Below are 19,838 nucleotides of genomic sequence, written 5' to 3'. Positions count from 1 at the left end.
CACGGTGTGTCTCCCCCTCGGGGTGGTTCGGAGTATCGGTTCGTCGGACTACCGTCGCACCGCAGCACCCGTCAGGTCCATCGAAACATTTCGATTGGTTTCTTCAGCAGAACTGAACGATCCGGCCTTCGGTCGCGCCGCGGCCACCGTGGCCGCCTTGCCCGCCGTGTCCGCCTTGCTCGCCGCGTCCGCCTTGCTCGCTGCGTCCGCCCGGCCCGCCGCGAGCTGCCCCGCGATGGTGGCGCCGAAGGCGATCACCATGCCCAGCACCTGCACCGGCGACAGCGCCTGCCCCAGGGCGGCCCAGCCGATGACGGCGGCGGTGAGCGGCGAGAGCGGGCCGAGGAGGGTGACCGAGGTGGCGCTGAGCTGCCCGATGCCGCGGACCCAGAGCCAGTAGGCGATTCCGGTGTTGATCAGGATCATGTAGCCGTAGCCGAGGAAGGCCTTGCCGTCGAGGGCCGGCGGCGCCCCTTCCAGCAGGGCGGCGACCGGGACGATCATCAGGCCGCCCGCGGTGAGCTGCCAGCCGGTCATGGCCAGTGCGCCGACACCTTCCGGGCGCCCCCACCGCTTGGTCATGACGATGCCGGCGCCCATCAGGGCGGAGGAGGCGACACCGGCCGCCAAGCCGACCAGGTCGAGCCTCGCCTGCGCGGTCAGCACCACCATGCCCACACCGAAGGCCCCCACGACCGCGGCGACCACGGTCCGCAGCCGGGCCCGCTCGCCCAGGAGGAGGGCGGCGAGCCCCACGACGAACAGCGGCCCCAGGGAGCCCAGGACGGCCGCGACGCCGCCCGGCAGGCGGTAGGCGGAGAGGAACAGGAGAGGGAAGAAGGCGCCGATGTTGAGCCCGCCCAGGACCGCCGCCTTCCACCACCACTGCCCCGTGGGCAGCTTCCGCGCGAGGGCGGTGAGCAGCAGCCCGGCGGGCAGGGCCCGCATCGCCGCGGTGAACAGCGGGCGGTCGGGCGGCAGCAGTTCGGAGGCGACGAAGTAGGTGGAGCCCCAGGAGATGGGGGCGAGGGCGGTCAGGGCGACGGTGGCGATGCGCTTCACGGCGGTGCTCCTCCGGCAGGGGCGAGTAGCTCACTTGGAAGTAGCTTAGCACTAAGCTACTTTCCCGCAAGCAACTTTCTTGCGAAGGAACGAGCGGAAGCCGGATACTGCGCCTATGACCGACAAAGCCCCCGTCGACGCGGTCGACGCGATCGCGGACCAGTGGTTCGCGGTGCGACCCGATCTGGACACCGCGCCCATGGCCGTCTTCGGCCGGATCTACCGGATCTCCAAAGCCATGGGCGACGCGATGGAGAAGGCCTACGCGCGCTACGGGATCTCGCGCGGGGAGTTCGACGTCGTGGCCACGCTGCGCCGGAGCGGAAGCCCGTACACCCTCTCGCCCCGCCAGCTCTCGGCCACGCTGATGCTCACCACGGGCGGGATGACGGGACGGCTGGACAAGCTGGAGAAGGCCGGGCTGCTGCGCCGCAGCCCGGATCCGGACGACCGGCGCGGACTCCGGGTGACCATCACCGACCGGGGGCTCGCGCTCATCGACGAAGCGGTCGAGGCGGGTCTGGAAGTGCAGCACGAGGCACTCACCGGGCTGGACGAGGCGGAGGTCGCGACGCTCACCGGTCTGCTGCGCAAGGTGATGGCAGGGACTCCCTAAGGAGACTCCACAAGGGGCTCCTCAGCGGAGACGGCCCCGCGGAACCGGGCCCTGCCCACCGGGCCCGGGTACGACGAAGCGCCGGGGGTCCTCAGGGACCCCCGGCGCCTTCGTTCGGTTTTCGGTCAGCCTTCGTTCTGCGCCTTGCGCGACTTGTCCAGGACCATCACCAGACCGGCGATGACCAGGAACAGCACGATCGGCGCGGCCACGTAGAGGCCGAGCGTCTCGCCGACGCTCAGGCCCGGACCCGGGTCGTCGCCGTCGTCACGGGTGACCGCGAGGGCGGGAGACGTCATCAGCAGCATCATCAGCGTCGATCCGGCCGTGACGGCGCCGGCGCGCAGAGCGTTCTTCTTGTCCACGGTGCAAACGTAGCGAACACCTAAACGCCGCGCGCGCCCGGGGGTGCCGTACGGGTTCCCACCACCCCCCGCACCGCCCCCAGCAGGGCGTTCGCCCGCGGCGAGGCGGTCAGAGCCTCCAGGGTCAGCGGCCGGCCGTCCGCGTCGGCGACCGGGAGCCGCCAGTTGGGGTACTGGTCCCACGTCCCGGGCAGGTTCTGCGGCCGCCTGTCCCCCACCGCGTCGGGCAGCCAGACCCCGACCAGCCGGGCCGGAGTGCGCAGCAGGAACCCGTACAGGGACCGCACGGCGGCCTCCTCGCCCTTGGCGTCCAGCCCGAGGTCCTCCAGTACGTCCAGCCAGCGCACGGTGTCGGCCGTGTCCTCGGCCCGCTCCCGCTCCACGGGGCGGGTCAGCAGGCCGAGCCGGTCGCGCAGTTCCACGTGGGAGCCGGCCAGTTTGGCGGCCGTGGGCGGCAGATCGTGGGTGGTCACGGTGGCCAGGCAGTCGGCCCGCCAGCGCTCCGGCTCCAGCGGCTCGCCGTCGCCGCCCCAGTCCCGCTCGAACCACAGCACCGAGGTACCCAGCACTCCGCGCCGGGCCAGCGCCTGCCGGACCCCCGGCTGCACGGTGCCGAGGTCCTCGCCGATGACCAGGGCCCCGGCCCGGTGCGCCTCCAGGACCAGCAGGGCGAGCATCGCCTCCCCGTCGTACGCGACGTACGCGCCTTCGGCGGGCGGGGCCCCTTCCGGGATCCACCAGAGCCGGAAGAGTCCCATGACGTGGTCGATGCGCAGCGCGCCCGCGTACCGGAACACCCCCCGCAGCAGGGCCCGCAGGGGCGCGTACCCGGTGGCGGCCAGCCGGTCGGGCCGCCACGGGGGCAGCCCCCAGTCCTGGCCGCGCGCGTTGAAGGCGTCCGGCGGGGCCCCGACGGAGACGGCCCGGGCGTAGTGGGGCACGGCTCCGAAGGGGGCGCCGGTGGCGTCCGACCCCTCGGGGTGCACCCCGACGGCCAGGTCGTGCACGATCCCGACCGCCATCCCGGCCTCCTTGGCCGCGCGCTGGGCGGCGGCGAGCTGGGCGTCCGTCAGCCAGACCAGCCAGCGGTGGAAGTCGGCCCCGGCCTCGGGGTCCTCCCCGGCGTGCCCGGCGCACCAGACGGCGTGCCGGTCCAGCTCGGCGCCCTGCTCGGCGCGGAACTCCCCGTAGGCCGCTTCGCGTTCGGGGCTCCGCGGGACGGCGTAGAGCAGCTCCAGGGCGGCCCGCTTGAGGGACCAGACGGCGTCCCGGTCGATGAGCGCCCCCTTCTCCAGCACCTCGCGCCGCAACTCCGCCCCCCGGGCGGCCAGTTCCGCGAGGGCGGCCCGGTCGGGGCAGTCGGCGTACTCGGGGACGTCCTCGATCCTCAGGTGCACCGGGTCGGGGAAGCGGCGTGAGGACGGCCGGTACGGGGAGGGGTCGGTCGGGGTGCCGGGCACGGCCGCGTGCAGGGGGTTGACCTGGACGAAGCCGGCTCCGTGGACGCGTCCCGCCCAGCGCGCCAGCTCCGCGAGGTCGCCCAGGTCGCCCATGCCCCAGGACCGCTCGGAGAGCACCGAGTAGAGCTGGACGAGCAGCCCGTGGGTGCGTTCCGGCGCCGCCGGCGCCCGGTCGGGGGCCACGATCAGGGTGGCGGTCGCGGTGCGGCCGTCAGGGGCCTCGGCGTGGATCCGGTGGACGCCGAGGGGCGGCTCCCCCGCTTCGGCCGCGCTCCAGGCCGCCGGCGGCTCCTGGGGGACCGCACGGCCCGCCGCCTCCGACGGCCCGGCCCCCTCGGCCTCCGCCTCCAGCACCGTCCGGGTCCCCGGCGGCAGCGCGCCCAGCTCCACGGGCGGCCGGGATCCCGCCCACCAGACCAGCACCCGCGGCAGCAGCCGGTGCGCCGCGTCGTGTTCGGCGGTGGCCAGGTGCACCCGTACGGCCTCCGGGGTGTCCGCGTCCACACCCAACTGCCGCAGTACGGCGGCGATGGTGGCTTCCGGGACCCGGAGGGTGACGTCCTCGGCGGGCTGGTAGGTGGTGGCGACTCCGTGCAGGGCCGCGAGCCGGGCGAGGTCGTCCATCAGGTTCCTTGTCGTCTAGTCACCCGCGGCGGCCGCCGCGGCATGGGTGGTCGGCTCGCTGGTCAGCGGGGCCTCGCAGGCGAGCGGGGGCTCACTGGTCAACGGCGCGTGCGCGGCGTCGGCGAGCGGCGGCTCACTGGTCAGGGGCCGCTCGTCGGGTCCCGCCTGCGCAGGGAGGTGGGCGAGCGGCGGAATCCGTTTCGGGACGGATATCGCGGTGGTGGCGCTGTTGGTGTTCGCGGCCTTGGTGGTTGCAGCCTTGGTGTTCACCGGCAGGCACTCCTTCGTGCGTGAGGATCGGTCAGGACCCGTGGATGGCTCCCACTGTGTCGGTGCGCGCACCGTCTGCGCACCACCGACAGCGGAAATTCTCCTGTGCGGGACGTGAATCCGTACAGACGTGCCTGTGTTCGCTCCGCGCACGAGAGGTGTTGCGGAGCTCCCCGGCGGTCACCACGCGTGCGGAGCCATCGGCCCTGGCGTGCGGGAACGTCGGGAACACCCTCCGGCGCGCGGTCCGGAGAACATCCCAGCCATACCCAGTCGGCCGCGCCGCATTCCTGGCCGATCCCGGTCAGATCACCCGCCGGCGTTGACACTCCGGGCGTACGGATGGTGGGCTCTGGCTCGTTCGTACGAGCGGGGGACGACTCGGGACGGGGTGGCTCCGTGCAGACCAGGGGAAGCAAGCGGGCCACGGCCACGGCTGCGGCGGTCGCCGTCATCGGCGCGCTGCTGAGCGGTTCGGCGGTGGTGGGCTCCCCCGGCGCCTTCGCCTCGCCGACCGTGCCCGACGGACCCGCCGCGCCGGACGCGGGCGCGGCGCCCGCAGCACCCGCGGCACTGCGCGACCCGGCGCCCGTTCCCGTGCCCGCCCCCGCGCTCGACCCCGGCTCCGATCCGGCGCGCGCCGCCGACGGGGGGCCCGCGGTGTGGCCGCGGCCGCAGTCGATGGCCGCCGACCCGGCGCGCGCGGTGCCGCTGGGCGCCGAGGCCGTGCTGGTGCTGCCCGAGGGCGTGGACGCGTACGCCGCCCAGGTGGTCCGCGACGCCCTGCACGGGGCGGGCGTACGGACCCTGCACGAGCGGGCCGACGGGGAACCGCTGCCCGATGCCGTCCCCGTCGTACGGCTCCAGGGGCCCGATGCCGAGCGGGCGCTGCACGCCCTGGGCTCGGGCGCGACCGGCGACCTCCCGGCCGGCGGCTACCGGCTGGCGGTGGGCCGCGTCGAGGGGCGGGACACGGTCGCGCTGGCCGGCACCGGCGACGACGGCCTCTTCCACGCGGCGCAGACGCTGCGTCAGCTGCTGGCCCAGGGCGGCGGGAAGGTGCCGGGGGTCCTCGTACGGGACTGGCCGACCGCGCCCGTGCGCGGGATCACGGAGGGGTTCTACGGGACTCCGTGGACGGCCGCCCAGCGGCTCGCGCAGGTGGAGTTCATGGGCCGCACCAAGCTGAACCGGCTGCTGCTGGCGCCCGGTGACGACCCCTACCGGACCACGGAATGGCGCCGCGACTACCCGGCGCCTCGGGCGGCGGAGCTGCGGGAGCTGGCCGGGCGGGCGCGCGCCAACAAGGTGGTGCTCGCCTGGGCGGTGGCGCCCGGACAGTCGATGTGCCTGGCCTCCTCGGCCGACCGGGCGGCGCTCGCCCGCAAGCTGGACGCCATGTGGGACCTCGGGTTCCGGGCGTTCCAGGTCCAGTTCCAGGACGTCAGCTACACCGAGTGGGGCTGCCGGGCCGACCGGGAGCGGTACGGCAAGGGCCCCGCGGCGGCCGCGAGGGCGCACGCGGAGGTGGCGGGCGAGCTGGCCGCGCACCTGGCCCGGCGCTACCCGGGGGCGCCCGCACTGTCGCTGCTGCCGACGGAGTACTACCAGGAGGGCGCGACGCCCTACCGGACCGCGCTGGCCGAGGCCCTGGACGACCGGGTGGAGGTGGCCTGGACGGGCGTCGGCGTGCTGCCGCGCACGATCACCGGGCAGGAGATGAACGGGGCCCGCTCGGCGCTCGGCCGGCACCCGCTGGTCACCATGGACAACTACCCGGTCAACGACTGGGATCCGGGCCGGATCTTCCTCGGCCCGTACGCGGGACGCGACCCGGTGGTCGCGGGCGGTTCGGCGGCCCTGCTGGCCAACGCCATGCCCCAGGGCACCCTGTCGCGCATCCCGCTGTTCACCGCGGCGGACTTCACGTGGAACCCGCGCGGCTACCGGGCCGCCGACTCCTGGGCGGCGGCCGTGGCCTCGCTCGCCGGCGACGAACCCAAGGCCCGCGAGGCCCTGGCCGCGCTCGCCGGGAACAACGCCTCCTCCGGCCTCGGCCAGCCGGAGTCCGCCTACCTGGTCCCGCTGATGGAGGAGTTCTGGCGGGCCCGCAGCTCCGGCGACCCGGCGGCCGGGGACCGGCTGCGCGCCGCCTTCCGGGTGCTGCGCGAGGCCCCGGACCGGCTGCCCGCGCTCGCGGAGGAGGCGGGGCCCTGGCTGTCGCGGCTCGCGCGCTACGGGGCGGCCGGGGAGCTGGCCCTCGACGTCCTCCAGGCGCAGGGCCGCGGGGACGGGGCGGCGGCCTGGCAGGCCTCGCAGGCCTTCACCGCCGCCCGTACGGCGCTGTCCGGGGCGGAGGCCGCCCGGGTCGACAAGGCGGTGCTGGACCCCTTCCTGGCACGGGCGGCGGCCGAGGCCGACGCGTGGACCGGCGCGGCCCGCGCGCCGGGCACGGTGACCCGGCAGGCCGACGCGTGGACGGTCCAGCTGTCGGACGCCCGGCCGGTGTCGGTGGTGACCGTGATGACCGACCCGCTGCCGCCGGGCAGCCGGGGCGCCGTGATCGAGGCCCACGTACCGGGAGAGGGCTGGCGCAAGGTCGCGGAGGCGGCGGCGTCGGGCTGGACCCAGGCGGACGTGGGCGGCCTGCGGGCCGACGCGGTCCGGCTCGTCTGGTCGGGCCCGGCTCCGGCCGTGCACGGCGTGGTCCCGTGGACGGCGGACGGGCCGGAGGCCCGCTTCGAGCTGGCGCAGAGCGTGGACGCCGAGATCGGCGGGGCCGCGCAGCGGATCCCGGCCCAGCTGTCCGCGCTGCGTCCCGGCGAGGTCCGCGGGCCCCTGTCGGCGACCGCGCCGCCGGGGATCTCGGTACGGCTGCCGGAGACGGCCGCGGCCGCGCGCGGGACGACGGCGACCGTCCCGGTCGAGGTCGCGGTGGCCGCGGGCACGGCGCCGGGCACCTACGAGGTCCCGGTCACCTTCGGCTCCGAGACGCACACCCTGAAGGTCCGGGCCCGTCCGCGGACGGCCGGCCCGAACCTGCTGCGCTCCGCGGTGGCCTCCTCCTCGGGCGACGAGACCCCGGCGTTCCCCGCGTCGGGGGCGCTGGACGATTCCCCGGCCACCCGCTGGTCCTCGCCCGCGGCCGACGGGGCCTGGTGGCAGGCGGAACTGCCGGCTCCGGCGCGGATCGGGCTGCTGAGGCTGCGGTGGCAGGAGGCGTACCCGTCCCGGTTCCGGGTGGAGACCTCGGCGGACGGCGTCGCCTGGCACCCGTCGGCGACGGTCGAATCCCGCGGCGGGGTGGACTCCGTCCACTTGGACCCGGCGGGGGGTCCGGCCCGCTTCGTCCGGGTCACCTGCGAGACCCGGGCCACCCGCTACGGCTGCAGCCTGCTCGGAGCCGAGGCCTACGCGGTCGCCCCGTAACCCTGTGGGACTGTCCCCTACCCGCCCTTCGCCCGTTCCCCGCCCTTCGCCCGTTCCCCGGGCTCTGCCCGGACCCGGTCCTCAAACGCCGGACGGGCTGGAAAATCCAGCCTCGCCGGCGTTTGAGGCGCGGGGTCTGGGGCGGAGCCCCGGGGAACGGGGGAAGGACGGGTAGGGGAACTCCGCCCCGCGCAGCGGGCAAGGGCCGCAGCGGGGAGCTCCGCCCCGCGCAGCGGCAACCTCGGCCGGGGCCCGGTCCGGGGCCTACGAAGCGACCGCCGCCGTGGCGACCGGGACCCCGATGCGGTCCAGGGCGTCCTCCGCCCCGTACGGCTGGAGGTACGGCATCCAGCACGGATCCCGGTGCCCCGTCCCGATGATCCGCCAGGCCAGCCCCGACGGCGGAGCCGGCTGGTGCCGCAGCCGCCAGCCGAGATCGACGAGGTGCCGGTCGGCCTTGACGTGGTTGCAGCGACGGCACGCGGCGACGACGTTGTCCCAGGCGTGCTGCCCGCCCCGGCTGCGCGGGATGACGTGGTCGACACTGGTGGCGACGGCCCCGCAGTACATGCAGCGGCCGCCGTCCCGGGCGAACAGCGCGCGGCGGGTGAGTGGAACGGGCCCCCGGTAGGGGACCCGCACGAAGCGCTTGAGCCGAACCACGCTGGGAGCGGGGACGGCCCTTGTCGCGCTGTGCAGAAAGGCGCCGGATTCTTCCAGGGAGACGGCTTTGTTCTCCAGGACGAGGACGAGCGCGCGACGGAGCGGTACGACGCCGAGGGGCTCGTACGACGCGTTGAGGACCAGGACGTGCGGCACGGACTGCCTCCTATAACGCCGGCGGCGCGTGGCTCGCGCCGGGACGATCTGTTTTCCAGTCTCCCCTTACGGCTGGTCGAAGCGCCACCACGCGCCCGTAACGGGTCCGAGGTGTTTTCGACCACACCGGCTTCCTCCCCGCGTGAGTCTGGTCTCTCCCTCGAACACGGCAACAAGTACGGCCTAATGCCCCGTTAGGGTGGATGGTCTGCCCGCCCCACCCCTACTGCGGGCAGGACGCCACATCTGGAGGTTCCTGCCGTGCCCTGGACTGCTGCTCTGCTCCCTCTCGCAGCCGCCAACGCCGCCATCGCCGGCAACGACAACAACGCCGACGCGTCCGAAACGATCAGAGAGACGCACGAGAGCGTCACGAACGCCGCCAGTTTCATCGAGGAGAACTGGGCCGGATGGCTTTACCTGGGCCTGCGGATCCTCCTCATCCTGGTCATCGCCTTCGCCCTGCGCTCGGTGGTCCGCAAGTCGCTGACCAAGCTGATCACCCGGATGAACCGCGGCGCCGACGCCGTCGAGGGCACGGCGCTGAGCGGGCTGCTGGTCAATGCCGAGCGGCGCAGGCAGCGGTCCGAGGCGATAGGTTCCGTGCTGCGCTCGGTGGCCTCGTTCCTGATCCTCGGCACGGCGGCCCTGATGGTGCTCGGCGCGCTCGACATCAACCTGGGGCCGCTGCTGGCGAGCGCCGGTGTGGCCGGTGTGGCCATCGGTTTCGGTGCCCGGAACCTGGTCACGGACTTCCTGTCCGGCGTGTTCATGATCCTCGAGGACCAGTACGGCGTCGGCGACAAGATCGACGCCGGGGTGGCCTCGGGCGAGGTCGTCGAGGTGGGGCTGCGCGTCACCAAGCTGCGCGGCGACAACGGCGAGATCTGGTACGTCCGCAACGGCGAGATCAAGCGGATCGGCAACCTCAGCCAGGGCTGGGCCACGGCGAGCGTCGCGGTGCAGGTCAAGCCGAACGAGAGCCTGTCCCGCATCCGTGAGGTGATCAAGGACATCGCCGACACCATGGCCAAGGAGTCCCCGTGGGACGAGCGGCTGTGGGGTCCGGTGGAGGTGCTGGGCCTGGACGAGGTGCTGCTGGCCTCGATGTCGGTGTCGGTGTCGGCGAAGACCATGCCGGGCCAGCAGTTCGCCGTGGAGCGGGAGCTGCGCTGGCGGATCAAGGACGCCTTCGACGCCGCGGGCATCGGGATCGTCGGGGGCCTGCCGGCGCCCGAGGAGGAGGAGGCACCGGCCGACCCCTCGGCCTCCGTGGCCCCGCCGTCCGCGCTCGCGAACCCGACGTCCCCGCAGTCCCTGGCCACCGCGGAGATACCGCATCCGGCCGGCCCGGGCTCCGGTCCGCGCATCACGAAGTAGCGCCCGCCCCGCCGGGTCCGGCCCCGTCCGGCCCGCACACACGTACATCACCGCCGCTGCCCCCGTAGGTCCGACCTGCGGGGGCAGTGGTGTACGCAGTGCCATTGACACGAGCGACCCACCAATAGGAAACTTACCTAACAGTTCACCTCGGTGAGAGAGAAGTCACCCCATGCCCGCCACCCCCGGTACGCCCAGCCTGTTGCGCGCCCTGAACGACCGGGCCGCGCTCGAGCTCCTGCTGACGCACGGTCCCCTGTCCCGGACCCGGATCGGGCATCTCACCGGCCTCTCGAAGCCCACCGCCTCCCAGCTGCTGGCCCGGCTCGAATCCGCCGGGCTCGTCGTCGCCACCGGCACCGCCACCGGCCGCCCCGGCCCCAACGCACAGCTCTACGCCGTCAACGCGCAGGCCGCGTACGTCGCCGGGCTCGACGTCACCCCGGGCCGGATCCTGGCCTCCGTGGCCGACCTCGCCGGCGAGGTGATCGGCAGCCACGAGCTCCCGTACGCGGAGTCCACCGGGCCGGTCGAGCAGGTCACCCGCGCCCTCGGCGGGGCCGTCAAGGACGCCGGGCTGCACCTCTCCGACATCCACCGGGTGGTCATCGCGACCCCCGGCTCCTTCGACCCCCGCACCGGGGTGCTGCGCTACGCCGACCACCTGGCGGGCTGGCAGTCCCCCACGCTCCTCGAAGAGCTGGCCGCGGCCCTGCCGATGCCGGTCGAGTACGAGAACGACGTGAACCTCGCCGCCGTCGCCGAACAGCGGCTCGGCGCCGCCCGCGGCCACGAGGACTTCGTCCTGCTGTGGAACGAGGAGGGCCTCGGGGCCGCCCTCGTGCTCGGCGGCCGGCTGCACCGCGGCTGGACCGGCGGCGCCGGGGAGATCGGCTTCCTGCCGGTCGCCGGGCACCCCCTGGTCCGCCAGGTGACCCGGGTCAACTCCGGCGGCTACCAGGAGCTGGCCGGCGCGCAGGTACTGCCCGCGATGGCGGCCCGGCTCGGCGTCGACGCACCGCCTGCCGCCGCGGCCGGGGCCGGCTCGGTGCACGGCGCCGTGCACGGGGCCGAGTCCGGGGCCATGGTCGAAGCGGCGGCCGCACTGCTGGCCCAGGCCGCCGCCGCACCCGAGGGACCCCACCTGGAACTCCTGCGGGAGTACGCCACCGCCCTCGCCACCGGACTCGCCTCGCTGGTCGCCGTCCTGGACCCGGAGGTCGTGATCCTCTCCGGCGCCCTGACCATCGCGGGCGGCGAGCCGCTGCGCGAACTCCTCGAAGCCGAGCTCGCCGACCTCGCCCCGTCCCGGCCCCAGCTGGTGACCGGGGAGGTACGGGAACGGCCCGTGCTGCGCGGGGCGCTGGAAAGCGCCCTCGCCGCCACCCGCGACGAGGTCTTCGACACCTCCCGCCGCTGAACCGCACCACCCCGCGCACCGCACCACCGCGCACACCGCACCACCCCGCGAAGCGCACCACCTCGCGGCCGGACCGCACCCGGCCGCGTGAGCAGTCACCCGCCCCACCCCTCCAGGAAGTCCCCCCGCGCAGAGAGTGACTCCGCCATGCCCGGAATCCGCCGCCTCACCGTCGCCGCAACCGCCGTCGCCGCGATATCCGTACTCGCCACCGCGTGTACGGGCTCCGCTTCCAACACGGCCTCCGACGACCCGAACAAGGACGTCACCCTCAACTTCTGGCACGGCTGGTCCGCCCCCAGCGAGATCAAGGCCATCGAGGACAACATCGCCCGGTTCCAGAAGGCCCATCCGAACATCAAGGTGAACGTCACGGGCAACATGACGGACGACAAGATCAACCAGGCGCTGCGCGCCGGCGGGGAGAAGGCCCCCGACGTGGTCTCCTCCTTCACCACCGACAGCGTCGGCAAGTTCTGCAACTCCGGCGCCTTCGCCGACCTGAACCCCTTCCTGAAGAAGTCCGGGGTCGACAAGGAGAAGGTCTTCCCCAAGACCCTGCTGGAGTACACCCAGTTCAAGGGCAACCAGTGCACGCTGCCGCTGCTGAACGACGCGTACGGCCTCGTCTACAACAAGACCGCCTTCGAGGCGGCCGGGATCACCGAACCGCCCAAGACCTGGAGCCAGTTCGTGGCCGCCGCGCAGAAGCTGACGGTCCCCGAGGGGGACTCGTACAAGCAGCTCGGCATCATGCCCACCTACCACGGCTACGAGACCGCCCCGCAGCGGCTGGCCGCGATGTGGAGCCCGGCGTACTTCGACGCCGACGGCAAGTCCAACCTGGCCAGGGATCCCGGCTTCGCGCAGATGCTGACGGCGCAGAAGGACCTGGTCGGCAAGCTCGGCGGGTACGAGAAGCTGGAGAAGTTCCGCACCACCTTCGGTGACGAGTGGAGCGCCGAACACCCCTTCCACCTCGGCCTGGTGGCCATGCAGATCGACGGCGAGTGGCGGGCGAACATGGCCAAGGAGGCCGGGGTGAAGTTCGAGATCGGGACCGCGCCGATGCCCGTCCCCGACGACCGGGTCTCCGAGTACGGCAAGGGCTACCTCGCCGGAACGATCATGGGCATCGCCTCGGGCAGCAAGAAGCAGAACGCCGCCTGGGAGCTGACGAAGTACATGACGACCGACACCGAGGCCGTCGTGGAGTTCGCCAACGCCATCCACAACGTGCCCTCCACGCTGGCCGCCCTGGACTCCCCCAAGCTCCAGGTGAGCCCGGAGTTCAAGACGTTCATCGACATCGCCAAGCACCCGAAGTCGACCACCACCCCGGCGCAGGCGGACGGCGGCACCTACCAGCTGACCTTCACGGACTTCGCGTACGCGGTCGAGAAGGGCGAGGTCACGGACATCCCCGCCGGTCTCGCCAAGACCGACCAGCAGGTCGACACGGACATCGCGAAGGCGAAGTAGTCCGGTGGCCGGCACGCTCTCCCCCGCACCGCGCACCAAGCGCCGCAGGGCCTCGCTGCGCACAGCGGCCTTCATGTCGCCCTGGCTGATCGGGTTCAGCGTCTTCTTCGCCTACCCGCTCGTCTCCACCGTCTACTTCTCCTTCACCAAGTACGACGGCTTCCGCCCGCCCGTCTTCAACGGGCTGGACAACTGGACCTACGTCTTCTCCGACCTGCCGATGTTCTGGCCGGCCATGCGCAACACCCTGTGGCTGGTCGTGATCATGGTCGCCTGCCGGGTCGCCTTCGGCCTCGGCATCGGCCTGCTCATCACCAAGATCAAGCTGGGCACGGGCGTCTTCCGCACCCTGTTCTACCTGCCCTACCTGGCCCCTCCGGTGGCGGCGACCCTCGCCTTCGTCTTCCTGCTCAACCCGGGCACCGGGCCGGTGAACACCCTGCTGGACACCGTCGGAGTGTCCGGGCCCGGCTGGTTCACGGACCCCGCCTGGTCCAAGCCGGCCCTGACCGCGCTCGCGGTGTGGGGGGTCGGCGACCTGATGGTCATCTTCATGGCCGCGCTGCTCGACGTACCGAAGGAGCAGTACGAGGCCGCCGAGCTGGACGGGGCCGGGGCGCTGGCGCGGTTCCGCCACATCACCCTGCCGAACATCTCGCCGATCATCCTGTTCGCGGTGGTCACCGGAGTCATCCAGGCGATGCAGTTCTACACGCAGCCCCTGGTGGCGGGGAAGGTGGCGTCCGGCGTGATGGGCGGCTCGGGCCAGCAGTTCGAGCCCGGGTACCCCGACAAGTCCACCCTGACCCTGCCCCAGGTCATCTACAACGTCGGCTTCCAGCGCTTCGACTACGGCGCCGCCTGCGTGGTCGCCCTGGTGCTGTTCGCCCTCTCCATGGCCTTCACCGCGCTGCTCATGCGGCGGCGCGGCGGGCTGATCCAGGCAGGTGACTGAGGATCATGAGCCAGACCATCACCCGCGGCACGCGGCCCCGTCCGCGTCCCGCCGCGCCCGGCACCCCGGACGCCGCCCGGGTCGGGCGCGCCGCCCGCCGCAAGGCCGCCCTGCACTGGGTGGCCGTGCACTCCCTGGGCGTCGCGGCGGCGCTCTTCTTCGTCCTCCCCTTCGTGTTCCTCTTCCTGACCTCGGTGATGAGCGACCAGCAGGCGCTGACCCGCGACCTGTGGCCGAACACCTGGGAGTGGGGCAACTACACGAAGGTGTGGGACACCCCCGGCTTCCTGACCTGGTGGCGCAACACCCTGCTGTACGCGGGCCTCGGCACCCTGCTGACCGTGGTCTCCTCGGTGCCCGTCGCCTACGCGCTCGCCAAGTTCCGCTTCCGCGGCCGGCGGCTGTCGCTGCTGCTGGTGATCGCCATGATGATGCTGCCGCCCCAGGTGGTCGTCATCCCGATGTACCTCTTCTGGGCCCAGCAGCTGGACCTCTCCGGCACCCTGTGGCCGCTGATCATCCCGATGGCCTTCGGCGACGCCTTCTCCATCTTCCTGCTGCGCCAGTTCCTGCTGACGATCCCCGACGAGTACCTGGACGCGGCGAGGGTCGACGGCTGCGGCGAACTGCGCACCATGCTGCGCGTGGTCCTGCCGATGGCGAAGCCCGGTATCGCGGCCGTGGCGCTGTTCCAGTTCTTCTGCGCCTGGAACGACTACTTCGGCCCGCAGATCTACGCCTCCGACAACCCGGCCGCCTGGACCCTCAGCTACGGACTGGAGTCCTTCAAGGGCGCGCACCACACCAACTGGAACCTGACCATGGCGGCAACCGTGCTGGTCATGGCCCCGGTGATCGTCCTCTTCTTCTTCGCCCAGAAGGCGTTCGTCGAAGGCGTCACCCTGACCGGAGTGAAAGGCTAGTGACCATGAAACTCGCAGTGGTGGGCGGCGGTTCCACCTATACCCCCGAGCTGATCGACGGGTTCGCCCGACTGCGCGACACCCTGCCCATCAGCGAGCTGGTGCTGATCGACCCGGCCACCGAGCGGCTGGAGCTGATCGGCGGCCTGGCCCGGCGGATCTTCGCCAAGCAGGGGCACCCGGGCCTGATCACCACCACCTCCGACCTCGACGCGGGCGTGGCGGACGCGGACGCCGTCCTGATCCAGCTGCGCATCGGCGGGCAGGCCGCCCGGCTCCAGGACGAGACCTGGCCGCTGGAGTGCGGCTGCGTGGGCCAGGAGACCACCGGGGCCGGCGGTCTCGCCAAGGCGCTGCGCACGGTCCCGGTGGTCCTCGACATCGCCGAGCGGGTCCGGCGCTCCAACCCGGACGCGTGGATCATCGACTTCACCAACCCGGTCGGGATCGTCACCCGCGCCCTGCTGCAGGCCGGGCACAAGGCGGTCGGGCTGTGCAACGTGGCCATCGGCTTCCAGCGCAGGTTCGCCGCGATGCTGGACCTGGCGCCGGCCGACATCCACCTCGACCACGTGGGCCTCAACCACCTCACCTGGGAGCTGGGGGTGCGCAAGGGCGGCCCGGAGGGCGAGAACCTGCTGCCGCAGCTCATCGCCCGGCACGGCGACGCCATCGCCGCGGACCTGCGGCTGCCGCGTGCGGTGCTGGACCGGCTCGGCGTGGTCCCCTCGTACTACCTGCGCTACTTCTACGCCCACGACGAGGTGGTCCGGGAGCTCGGCACCAAGCCCTCGCGGGCCGCCGAGGTCGCCGCGATGGAGAAGGAACTGCTCGGCCTGTACGGGGATCCCGCACTGGACGAGAAGCCCGAACTGCTCGCGAAGCGGGGCGGCGCCTTCTACTCGGAGGCGGCGGTGGACCTGGCCGCGGCCCTGCTGGGCGACGGCGGGAGCGCCGTACAGGTGGTCAACACGCTGAACAACGGCACCCTGCCGTTCCTGCCGGACGACGCGGTCGTCGAGGTGCAGGCGCGCATCCGGGGCACAGACGGTACGGGGCCGTCGCCGCTGGCCGTACCGCGGCTGGACCCGCTGTACTCGGGGCTCATCGCCCACGTCACGACGTACGAGGACCTCGCGCTGGACGCGGCCCTGCGGGGCGGCCGCGAGCGGGTGTTCAAGGCGCTGCTGGCGCACCCCCTGGTGGGCCAGTTCGACCTCGCGGAGGGGCTGACCGACCGGCTCCTCGCGCACAACAAGGAGCACCTGGCATGGGCGTGAGCCGGCCCGTTCCCCCGGCGGCGGCAGCCGTCCTCGCGATCGACGCGGGCAACAGCAAGACGGACGTGGCGCTGATCGCCGCGGACGGCCGCGTCCTCGGCACCGGACGCGCGGGCGGCTTCCAGCCCCCGCACGTCGGGGTCGAGGCGGCGGTGGACGTCGTCGGGCGGGCCGTCGCCGAGGCGGCCGCGGCCGCCGGGCTGCCGGAACCCGCGGCCGGGGCCCCGTACGCCGTCCGGGTTTCGGCCTGCCTGGCCAACGCGGACCTCCCGGTGGAGGAGGCCCTGCTCGCGCAGGCCATCGGTGCGCGGGGCTGGGGCACGGCCACCGAGGTCCGCAACGACACCTTCGCGATCCTGCGGGCCGGCCTCGGCGAGAACGCCGGGGGCCCGCGCGGCGTCGCGGTGGTCTGCGGAGCGGGCATCAACTGCGTGGGCATGCTGCCCGACGGCCGCACCGCCCGGTTCCCGGCCCTCGGGCAGATCTCCGGTGACTGGGGCGGCGGCGGCGGACTGGCCGCCGAGGCCATGTGGTGGGCGGCGCGCGCCGAGGACGGGCGCGGCGGCCCCACCGAGCTCGCGACGGCCCTGCCGCGGCACTTCGCGCGGGATTCCATGCACGCGCTGATCGAGGCGCTGCACCTGGGCATCGTCGAGCCCGTACGGATACACGAGTTGGTGCCGGTGCTGTTCGATGTGGCCGCGGCCGGCGATCCGGTCGCCGCGGCCCTCGTCGAGCGGCAGGCCGAGGAGGTCGTGGCCCTGGCCTCGGTGGCGCTGGAGCGCCTCGACCTGCTGACCGAGGAGGCGCCCGTCCTGCTGGGCGGCAGCGTCCTGGCCGCCCGGCACCCGCAGCTGAACGGCCGCGTGGAGGCCCTGCTGGCCGAACGGGCCCCGCACGCCCGGGTCTCGGTGGTGACGGCCGCGCCGGTCCTGGGCGCGGGCCTGCTGGGTCTGGACGCGCTGGGGGCCGGGCCGGAGGCCTACGGGAAGCTGCGCGCCCATTTCGGATGAACCGCGCCCGCGCCGGAACCATCACGGCTCCCGGGGCGTACTGACGGTGAAGGGGTGGAGCGGACGGGGGGACCGGCCGGGGCAGGACCGGGGACGGATCGGGGCGGATCGTGCCTGATCCCGGACCGGGTGCTGTGGAGGACCGCCACTAAGGCCATACTGCTGCGAAGCACGAAGGACCGAGGGGGAGGTCAGGGTGGCCATCACATCACGCGCGCCCGCGCCCGGCGGCGTCCCGGCGCCCTCCGGGCCGCCGGCGCCGCCGCCCGACGGGCTGCCCCGGCGGGGCACCGCCTGGGCCGAGGGCGTGGAGCGGCTGCGCGCTGCCGCCACCACCGAGCCCGGCCGGCTGCGGATCGTCGGCGCGGTCCTGGCCGCGCTGGTCCTGCTGTTCGGCGCGGTGGCCGTCTGGGAGGTCTCCGGCCGGGTCACCGCGGCCGACGACGTCGTGGGCCGCAGCCAGCCGCTGAGCGCCGACGCGGCGAGCATCTACCGTTCCCTCGCGGACGCCGACACCGCGTCCTCCAGCGGCTTCCTCGCGGGCGGCAACGAGCCCCGCGAGGTCCGCAGCCGGTACGAGAAGGACATAGCCAACGCGTCCCGGCTGCTGGTGAACGCGGCCGCCAGCACCACGGCCGGAGACGACTCCCGCAAGCAGATCACCCTGCTGAGCGAGCAGCTCCCGCGCTACGCCGGCCTGATCGAGCAGGCCCGGGCCACCAACAAGCAGGGCCTGCCGCTCGGCGGCGCCTACCTCCGGTACGCGAACGAGCAGATGAGCACCCAGCTGCTGCCCGCCGCGCAGCGGCTGTACGAGGCCGAGACCGGCCGGCTCTACACGGACTACGACGAGGCCCGCGCGCTGCCCCTGGCCTCGCTCGGGGCCGGCCTGCTCGCCCTCGCCGCCCTGCTCTGGGCCCAGCGGCGCAACTACCTGCGGACGAACCGCGTCTTCAACCACGGGCTCGTCGCCGCGACCACCGCCGCGCTGGTGCTGCTGCTGTGGCTGGCCGCGGGGCACACGGTCGCCCGGTCGGGGCTGAGCGAGGCCCGTACGGACGGGCAGGAGTCCCTCAAGGTGCTCAACGACGCGCGGATCGCCTCGCTCCAGGCGCGGGCCAACGAGAACCTCACCCTGGTGTCGCGCGGAGCCGTACTGGCCGAGGACAAGAAGTCCGACAAGTACGACGTGGACTACTCGAACAACATGAAGGACCTGGACGCGGGCCTGGCGACGGCGGCGAAGCTGGCCGACGACGCGGCCGGCCGCGATCCGGTGGCCCGCGCCGCGGAGGGCGTGCGGCAGTGGAAGGGGCTGCACGCGGCGGCCCGGCAGACCGACCTGACGGGCGACTACCAGGGCGCCGTCGGGCAGGTCATCGGCGACAAGGACCACCCGAAGCCCACGGGCACCGCCTTCGACACGGTGGACGCCTCGCTGGAGGAGGCCGTGCTGCACGAGCAGCGCGAGTTCACCCGGGCGGCGCGGGACGGGCTCGGGGCGCTCGACGGTTTGGTGACAGGTACGGCGGCCCTGGCGGTCGTCGGCGCGGTGGCCGCCCTGCTCGGCATCGGGCGCAGGCTTTCGGAGTACAGGTGAGAGCGATGCCGGGACGGGTGAAGCACGCGGGCGAGGGTTCCGACGGGTCCGGGGGCACCCCGGAGCCCGCCGAGGGCGCCGAGGGCGTCGCCGAGGTCCGGGACGTACGGGGCCTGCGGCGGCTGACGGGCCGGCTGCGCGGCTGGGGCGGGGTCGGTGCGATGGCCGCGGCCTGCGCGCTGACGGCGGCGGCCGTGCTGCTGCCCCTGGCCCAGGCGGCTCCGGGCGGCTCGGGTCCCTCCTCGCTGGTGCGCGAGCCGGCCAGGATGGCCGTCGCTCCGCTGGCACCGGGGGACACCTGTGAGAACCCGGAGGCGAGCCTGCGCCCCGACGGGCTGGACGGCGCCGCGATCCAGCGGATCCGCGCGGCGGGCCACCTCGTCGCGGGCGTGGACCAGAACAGCTTCAAGTGGGGCTACCGCAACCCGGCCGGGGAGCTCGACGGCTTCGACATCGCCCTGGTCAAGGCCATAGCGAAGGACATCCTCGGTGAGGACGGCAAGGTCATCTACCGGGCCATCCCCACCAGCCAGCGCATCCCCGCGCTCAAGGACGGCACCGTCGACATCGTCGTGCGCACGATGACCGTCAACTGCAAGCGGCTGGAGGAGGTCGCCTTCTCGACGGCGTACTTCGAGGCCGGGCAGCAGGTGCTGGCCCCCAAGGGTTCGGCGATCACCGGCTACGACGCTTCGCTGAAGGGCCGCCGCATCTGCACGGCGGCCGGCTCCACGGCCGAGTCGGCACTGGCCGCCCAGTCCTACGGCGCCGTCCCGGTCAGCGTGCCCAACCAGCTCGACTGTCTGGTCCGGCTGCAGCTGGGCGAGGTGGACGGGATCATCACGGACAACGCCCTCGCCGCCGGCCAGGCCGCGCAGGACCCGTCGGTCGCCCTGGTGGGCTCCCCGTTCACGAAGGAGTTCTACGGGGTGGCCATGAACAAGGACGCCGGCGACCTGGTGCGCCGGGTCAACAAGGTGCTGGAGGACTACCGCGCGGGCGGTGCCAACAGCCTCTGGATGAAGGCCTACAGGGACCACCTGGAGCCCGTGCTGCCCGGCGTGGGCGGCCCGCCCGCTCCCAAGTACCGGGACTGAGGCCGGTGTCGGATTCCGAGCCCGATGTCACAAGACCGGAGGC

General features: G+C 73.4%; 16 protein-coding genes. 11 read left to right on the top strand and 5 right to left on the bottom strand.

Annotated features, from left to right (window positions below):
• Window positions 1–48 precede the first annotated feature (48 nt).
• Entirely contained in the window at window positions 49–1,062 is a 1,014-nt protein-coding gene (locus tag ACZ60J_RS35815; protein ID WP_469688361.1) for an EamA family transporter, read from the bottom strand.
• 115 nt (window positions 1,063–1,177) lie between these two features.
• Between ACZ60J_RS35815 and ACZ60J_RS35810 the strand changes: the two genes are divergently transcribed.
• On the top strand, window positions 1,178–1,678 hold the full coding sequence (locus ACZ60J_RS35810; RefSeq protein WP_469688360.1) for a MarR family winged helix-turn-helix transcriptional regulator: 501 nt from the start codon (window positions 1,178–1,180) through the stop codon (window positions 1,676–1,678).
• Window positions 1,679–1,803: 125 nt separating this feature from the next.
• On the opposite strand, the gene ACZ60J_RS35805 is transcribed toward ACZ60J_RS35810, so the two are convergent.
• From ACZ60J_RS35805 to ACZ60J_RS35795, 3 genes are read right to left on the bottom strand one after another with little or no spacing between them, the layout of a single operon-like run.
• Window positions 1,804–2,043, bottom strand: a complete 240-nt coding sequence (locus ACZ60J_RS35805; RefSeq protein ID WP_469688359.1) for a hypothetical protein — start codon at window positions 2,041–2,043, stop codon at window positions 1,804–1,806.
• 20 nt (window positions 2,044–2,063) lie between these two features.
• Window positions 2,064–4,127, bottom strand: a complete 2,064-nt coding sequence (locus ACZ60J_RS35800; RefSeq protein ID WP_469688358.1) for a 4-alpha-glucanotransferase — start codon at window positions 4,125–4,127, stop codon at window positions 2,064–2,066.
• 15 nt (window positions 4,128–4,142) lie between these two features.
• Window positions 4,143–4,322 (bottom strand): hypothetical protein, encoded by a 180-nt coding sequence (locus ACZ60J_RS35795; protein ID WP_469688489.1) that lies wholly within the window; start codon window positions 4,320–4,322, stop codon window positions 4,143–4,145.
• Window positions 4,323–4,796: 474 nt separating this feature from the next.
• Here ACZ60J_RS35795 and ACZ60J_RS35790 point away from each other — a divergent pair, with 474 nt between their 5' ends.
• Window positions 4,797–7,826 carry a beta-N-acetylglucosaminidase domain-containing protein gene (locus ACZ60J_RS35790; RefSeq protein WP_469688357.1) on the top strand — a complete coding sequence of 1,010 codons (3,030 nt, stop codon included), beginning with the start codon at window positions 4,797–4,799 and terminating at the stop codon, window positions 7,824–7,826.
• 264 nt (window positions 7,827–8,090) lie between these two features.
• Here the strand turns inward: ACZ60J_RS35790 and ACZ60J_RS35785 are convergent, their stop codons facing one another.
• Window positions 8,091–8,645, bottom strand: coding sequence for an HNH endonuclease (locus ACZ60J_RS35785; protein WP_469688356.1), 555 nt, complete (start codon window positions 8,643–8,645; stop codon window positions 8,091–8,093).
• Between the two features lie 261 nt (window positions 8,646–8,906).
• Between ACZ60J_RS35785 and ACZ60J_RS35780 the strand changes: the two genes are divergently transcribed.
• From ACZ60J_RS35780 to ACZ60J_RS35740, 9 genes are all read left to right on the top strand, one after another.
• The gene (locus ACZ60J_RS35780; protein ID WP_469688355.1) at window positions 8,907–10,025 is read left to right on the top strand and encodes a mechanosensitive ion channel family protein; all 1,119 of its coding nucleotides are present in this window, start codon (window positions 8,907–8,909) and stop codon (window positions 10,023–10,025) included.
• A gap of 172 nt (window positions 10,026–10,197) precedes the next feature.
• Window positions 10,198–11,445, top strand: a complete 1,248-nt coding sequence (locus ACZ60J_RS35775; RefSeq protein WP_469688354.1) for an ROK family transcriptional regulator — start codon at window positions 10,198–10,200, stop codon at window positions 11,443–11,445.
• A 147-nt stretch (window positions 11,446–11,592) separates the two neighbouring features.
• Entirely contained in the window at window positions 11,593–12,927 is a 1,335-nt protein-coding gene (locus ACZ60J_RS35770) for an ABC transporter substrate-binding protein (RefSeq protein ID WP_469688353.1), read from the top strand.
• Window positions 12,928–13,000: 73 nt separating this feature from the next.
• Window positions 13,001–13,882, top strand: a complete 882-nt coding sequence (locus ACZ60J_RS35765) for a carbohydrate ABC transporter permease (protein ID WP_469688488.1) — start codon at window positions 13,001–13,003, stop codon at window positions 13,880–13,882.
• Window positions 13,883–13,887: 5 nt separating this feature from the next.
• A complete protein-coding gene (locus ACZ60J_RS35760; protein WP_469688352.1) occupies window positions 13,888–14,805 on the top strand; it encodes a carbohydrate ABC transporter permease in 918 nt (305 codons plus the stop codon).
• 5 nt (window positions 14,806–14,810) lie between these two features.
• On the top strand, window positions 14,811–16,085 hold the full coding sequence (locus tag ACZ60J_RS35755) for a 6-phospho-beta-glucosidase (protein WP_469688351.1): 1,275 nt from the start codon (window positions 14,811–14,813) through the stop codon (window positions 16,083–16,085).
• Window positions 16,076–17,098, top strand: a complete 1,023-nt coding sequence (locus ACZ60J_RS35750; protein ID WP_469688350.1) for an N-acetylglucosamine kinase — start codon at window positions 16,076–16,078, stop codon at window positions 17,096–17,098. Before ACZ60J_RS35755 ends, ACZ60J_RS35750 begins: the two co-directional genes overlap by 10 nt.
• 196 nt (window positions 17,099–17,294) lie before the next feature.
• Window positions 17,295–18,698 (top strand): hypothetical protein, encoded by a 1,404-nt coding sequence (locus tag ACZ60J_RS35745; protein WP_469688349.1) that lies wholly within the window; start codon window positions 17,295–17,297, stop codon window positions 18,696–18,698.
• A 161-nt stretch (window positions 18,699–18,859) separates the two neighbouring features.
• Window positions 18,860–19,795 carry a glutamate ABC transporter substrate-binding protein gene (locus tag ACZ60J_RS35740; RefSeq protein ID WP_469688487.1) on the top strand — a complete coding sequence of 312 codons (936 nt, stop codon included), beginning with the start codon at window positions 18,860–18,862 and terminating at the stop codon, window positions 19,793–19,795.
• The last annotated feature ends 43 nt before the right edge of the window (window positions 19,796–19,838 follow it).

It is taken from the genome of Streptomyces sp. NPDC104226 (assembly GCF_055584085.1).
This window is presented reverse-complemented; position numbering and strand designations above follow the sequence as displayed.

Bases quoted from the DNA above. Each gene is read 5' to 3' on its own strand.
- ACZ60J_RS35810 (WP_469688360.1), top strand. From the start codon at position 1,178: ATGACCGACAAAGCCCCCGTCGACGCGGTCGACGCGATCGCGGACCAG.
- ACZ60J_RS35800 (WP_469688358.1), bottom strand. From the start codon at position 4,127: ATGGACGACCTCGCCCGGCTCGCGGCCCTGCACGGAGTCGCCACCACC.
- ACZ60J_RS35775 (WP_469688354.1), top strand. From the start codon at position 10,198: ATGCCCGCCACCCCCGGTACGCCCAGCCTGTTGCGCGCCCTGAACGAC.
- ACZ60J_RS35770 (WP_469688353.1), top strand. From the start codon at position 11,593: ATGCCCGGAATCCGCCGCCTCACCGTCGCCGCAACCGCCGTCGCCGCG.
- ACZ60J_RS35765 (WP_469688488.1), top strand. From the start codon at position 13,001: ATGTCGCCCTGGCTGATCGGGTTCAGCGTCTTCTTCGCCTACCCGCTC.
- ACZ60J_RS35760 (WP_469688352.1), top strand. From the start codon at position 13,888: ATGAGCCAGACCATCACCCGCGGCACGCGGCCCCGTCCGCGTCCCGCC.
- ACZ60J_RS35755 (WP_469688351.1), top strand. From the start codon at position 14,811: ATGAAACTCGCAGTGGTGGGCGGCGGTTCCACCTATACCCCCGAGCTG.
- ACZ60J_RS35750 (WP_469688350.1), top strand. From the start codon at position 16,076: ATGGGCGTGAGCCGGCCCGTTCCCCCGGCGGCGGCAGCCGTCCTCGCG.
- ACZ60J_RS35740 (WP_469688487.1), top strand. From the start codon at position 18,860: ATGGCCGCGGCCTGCGCGCTGACGGCGGCGGCCGTGCTGCTGCCCCTG.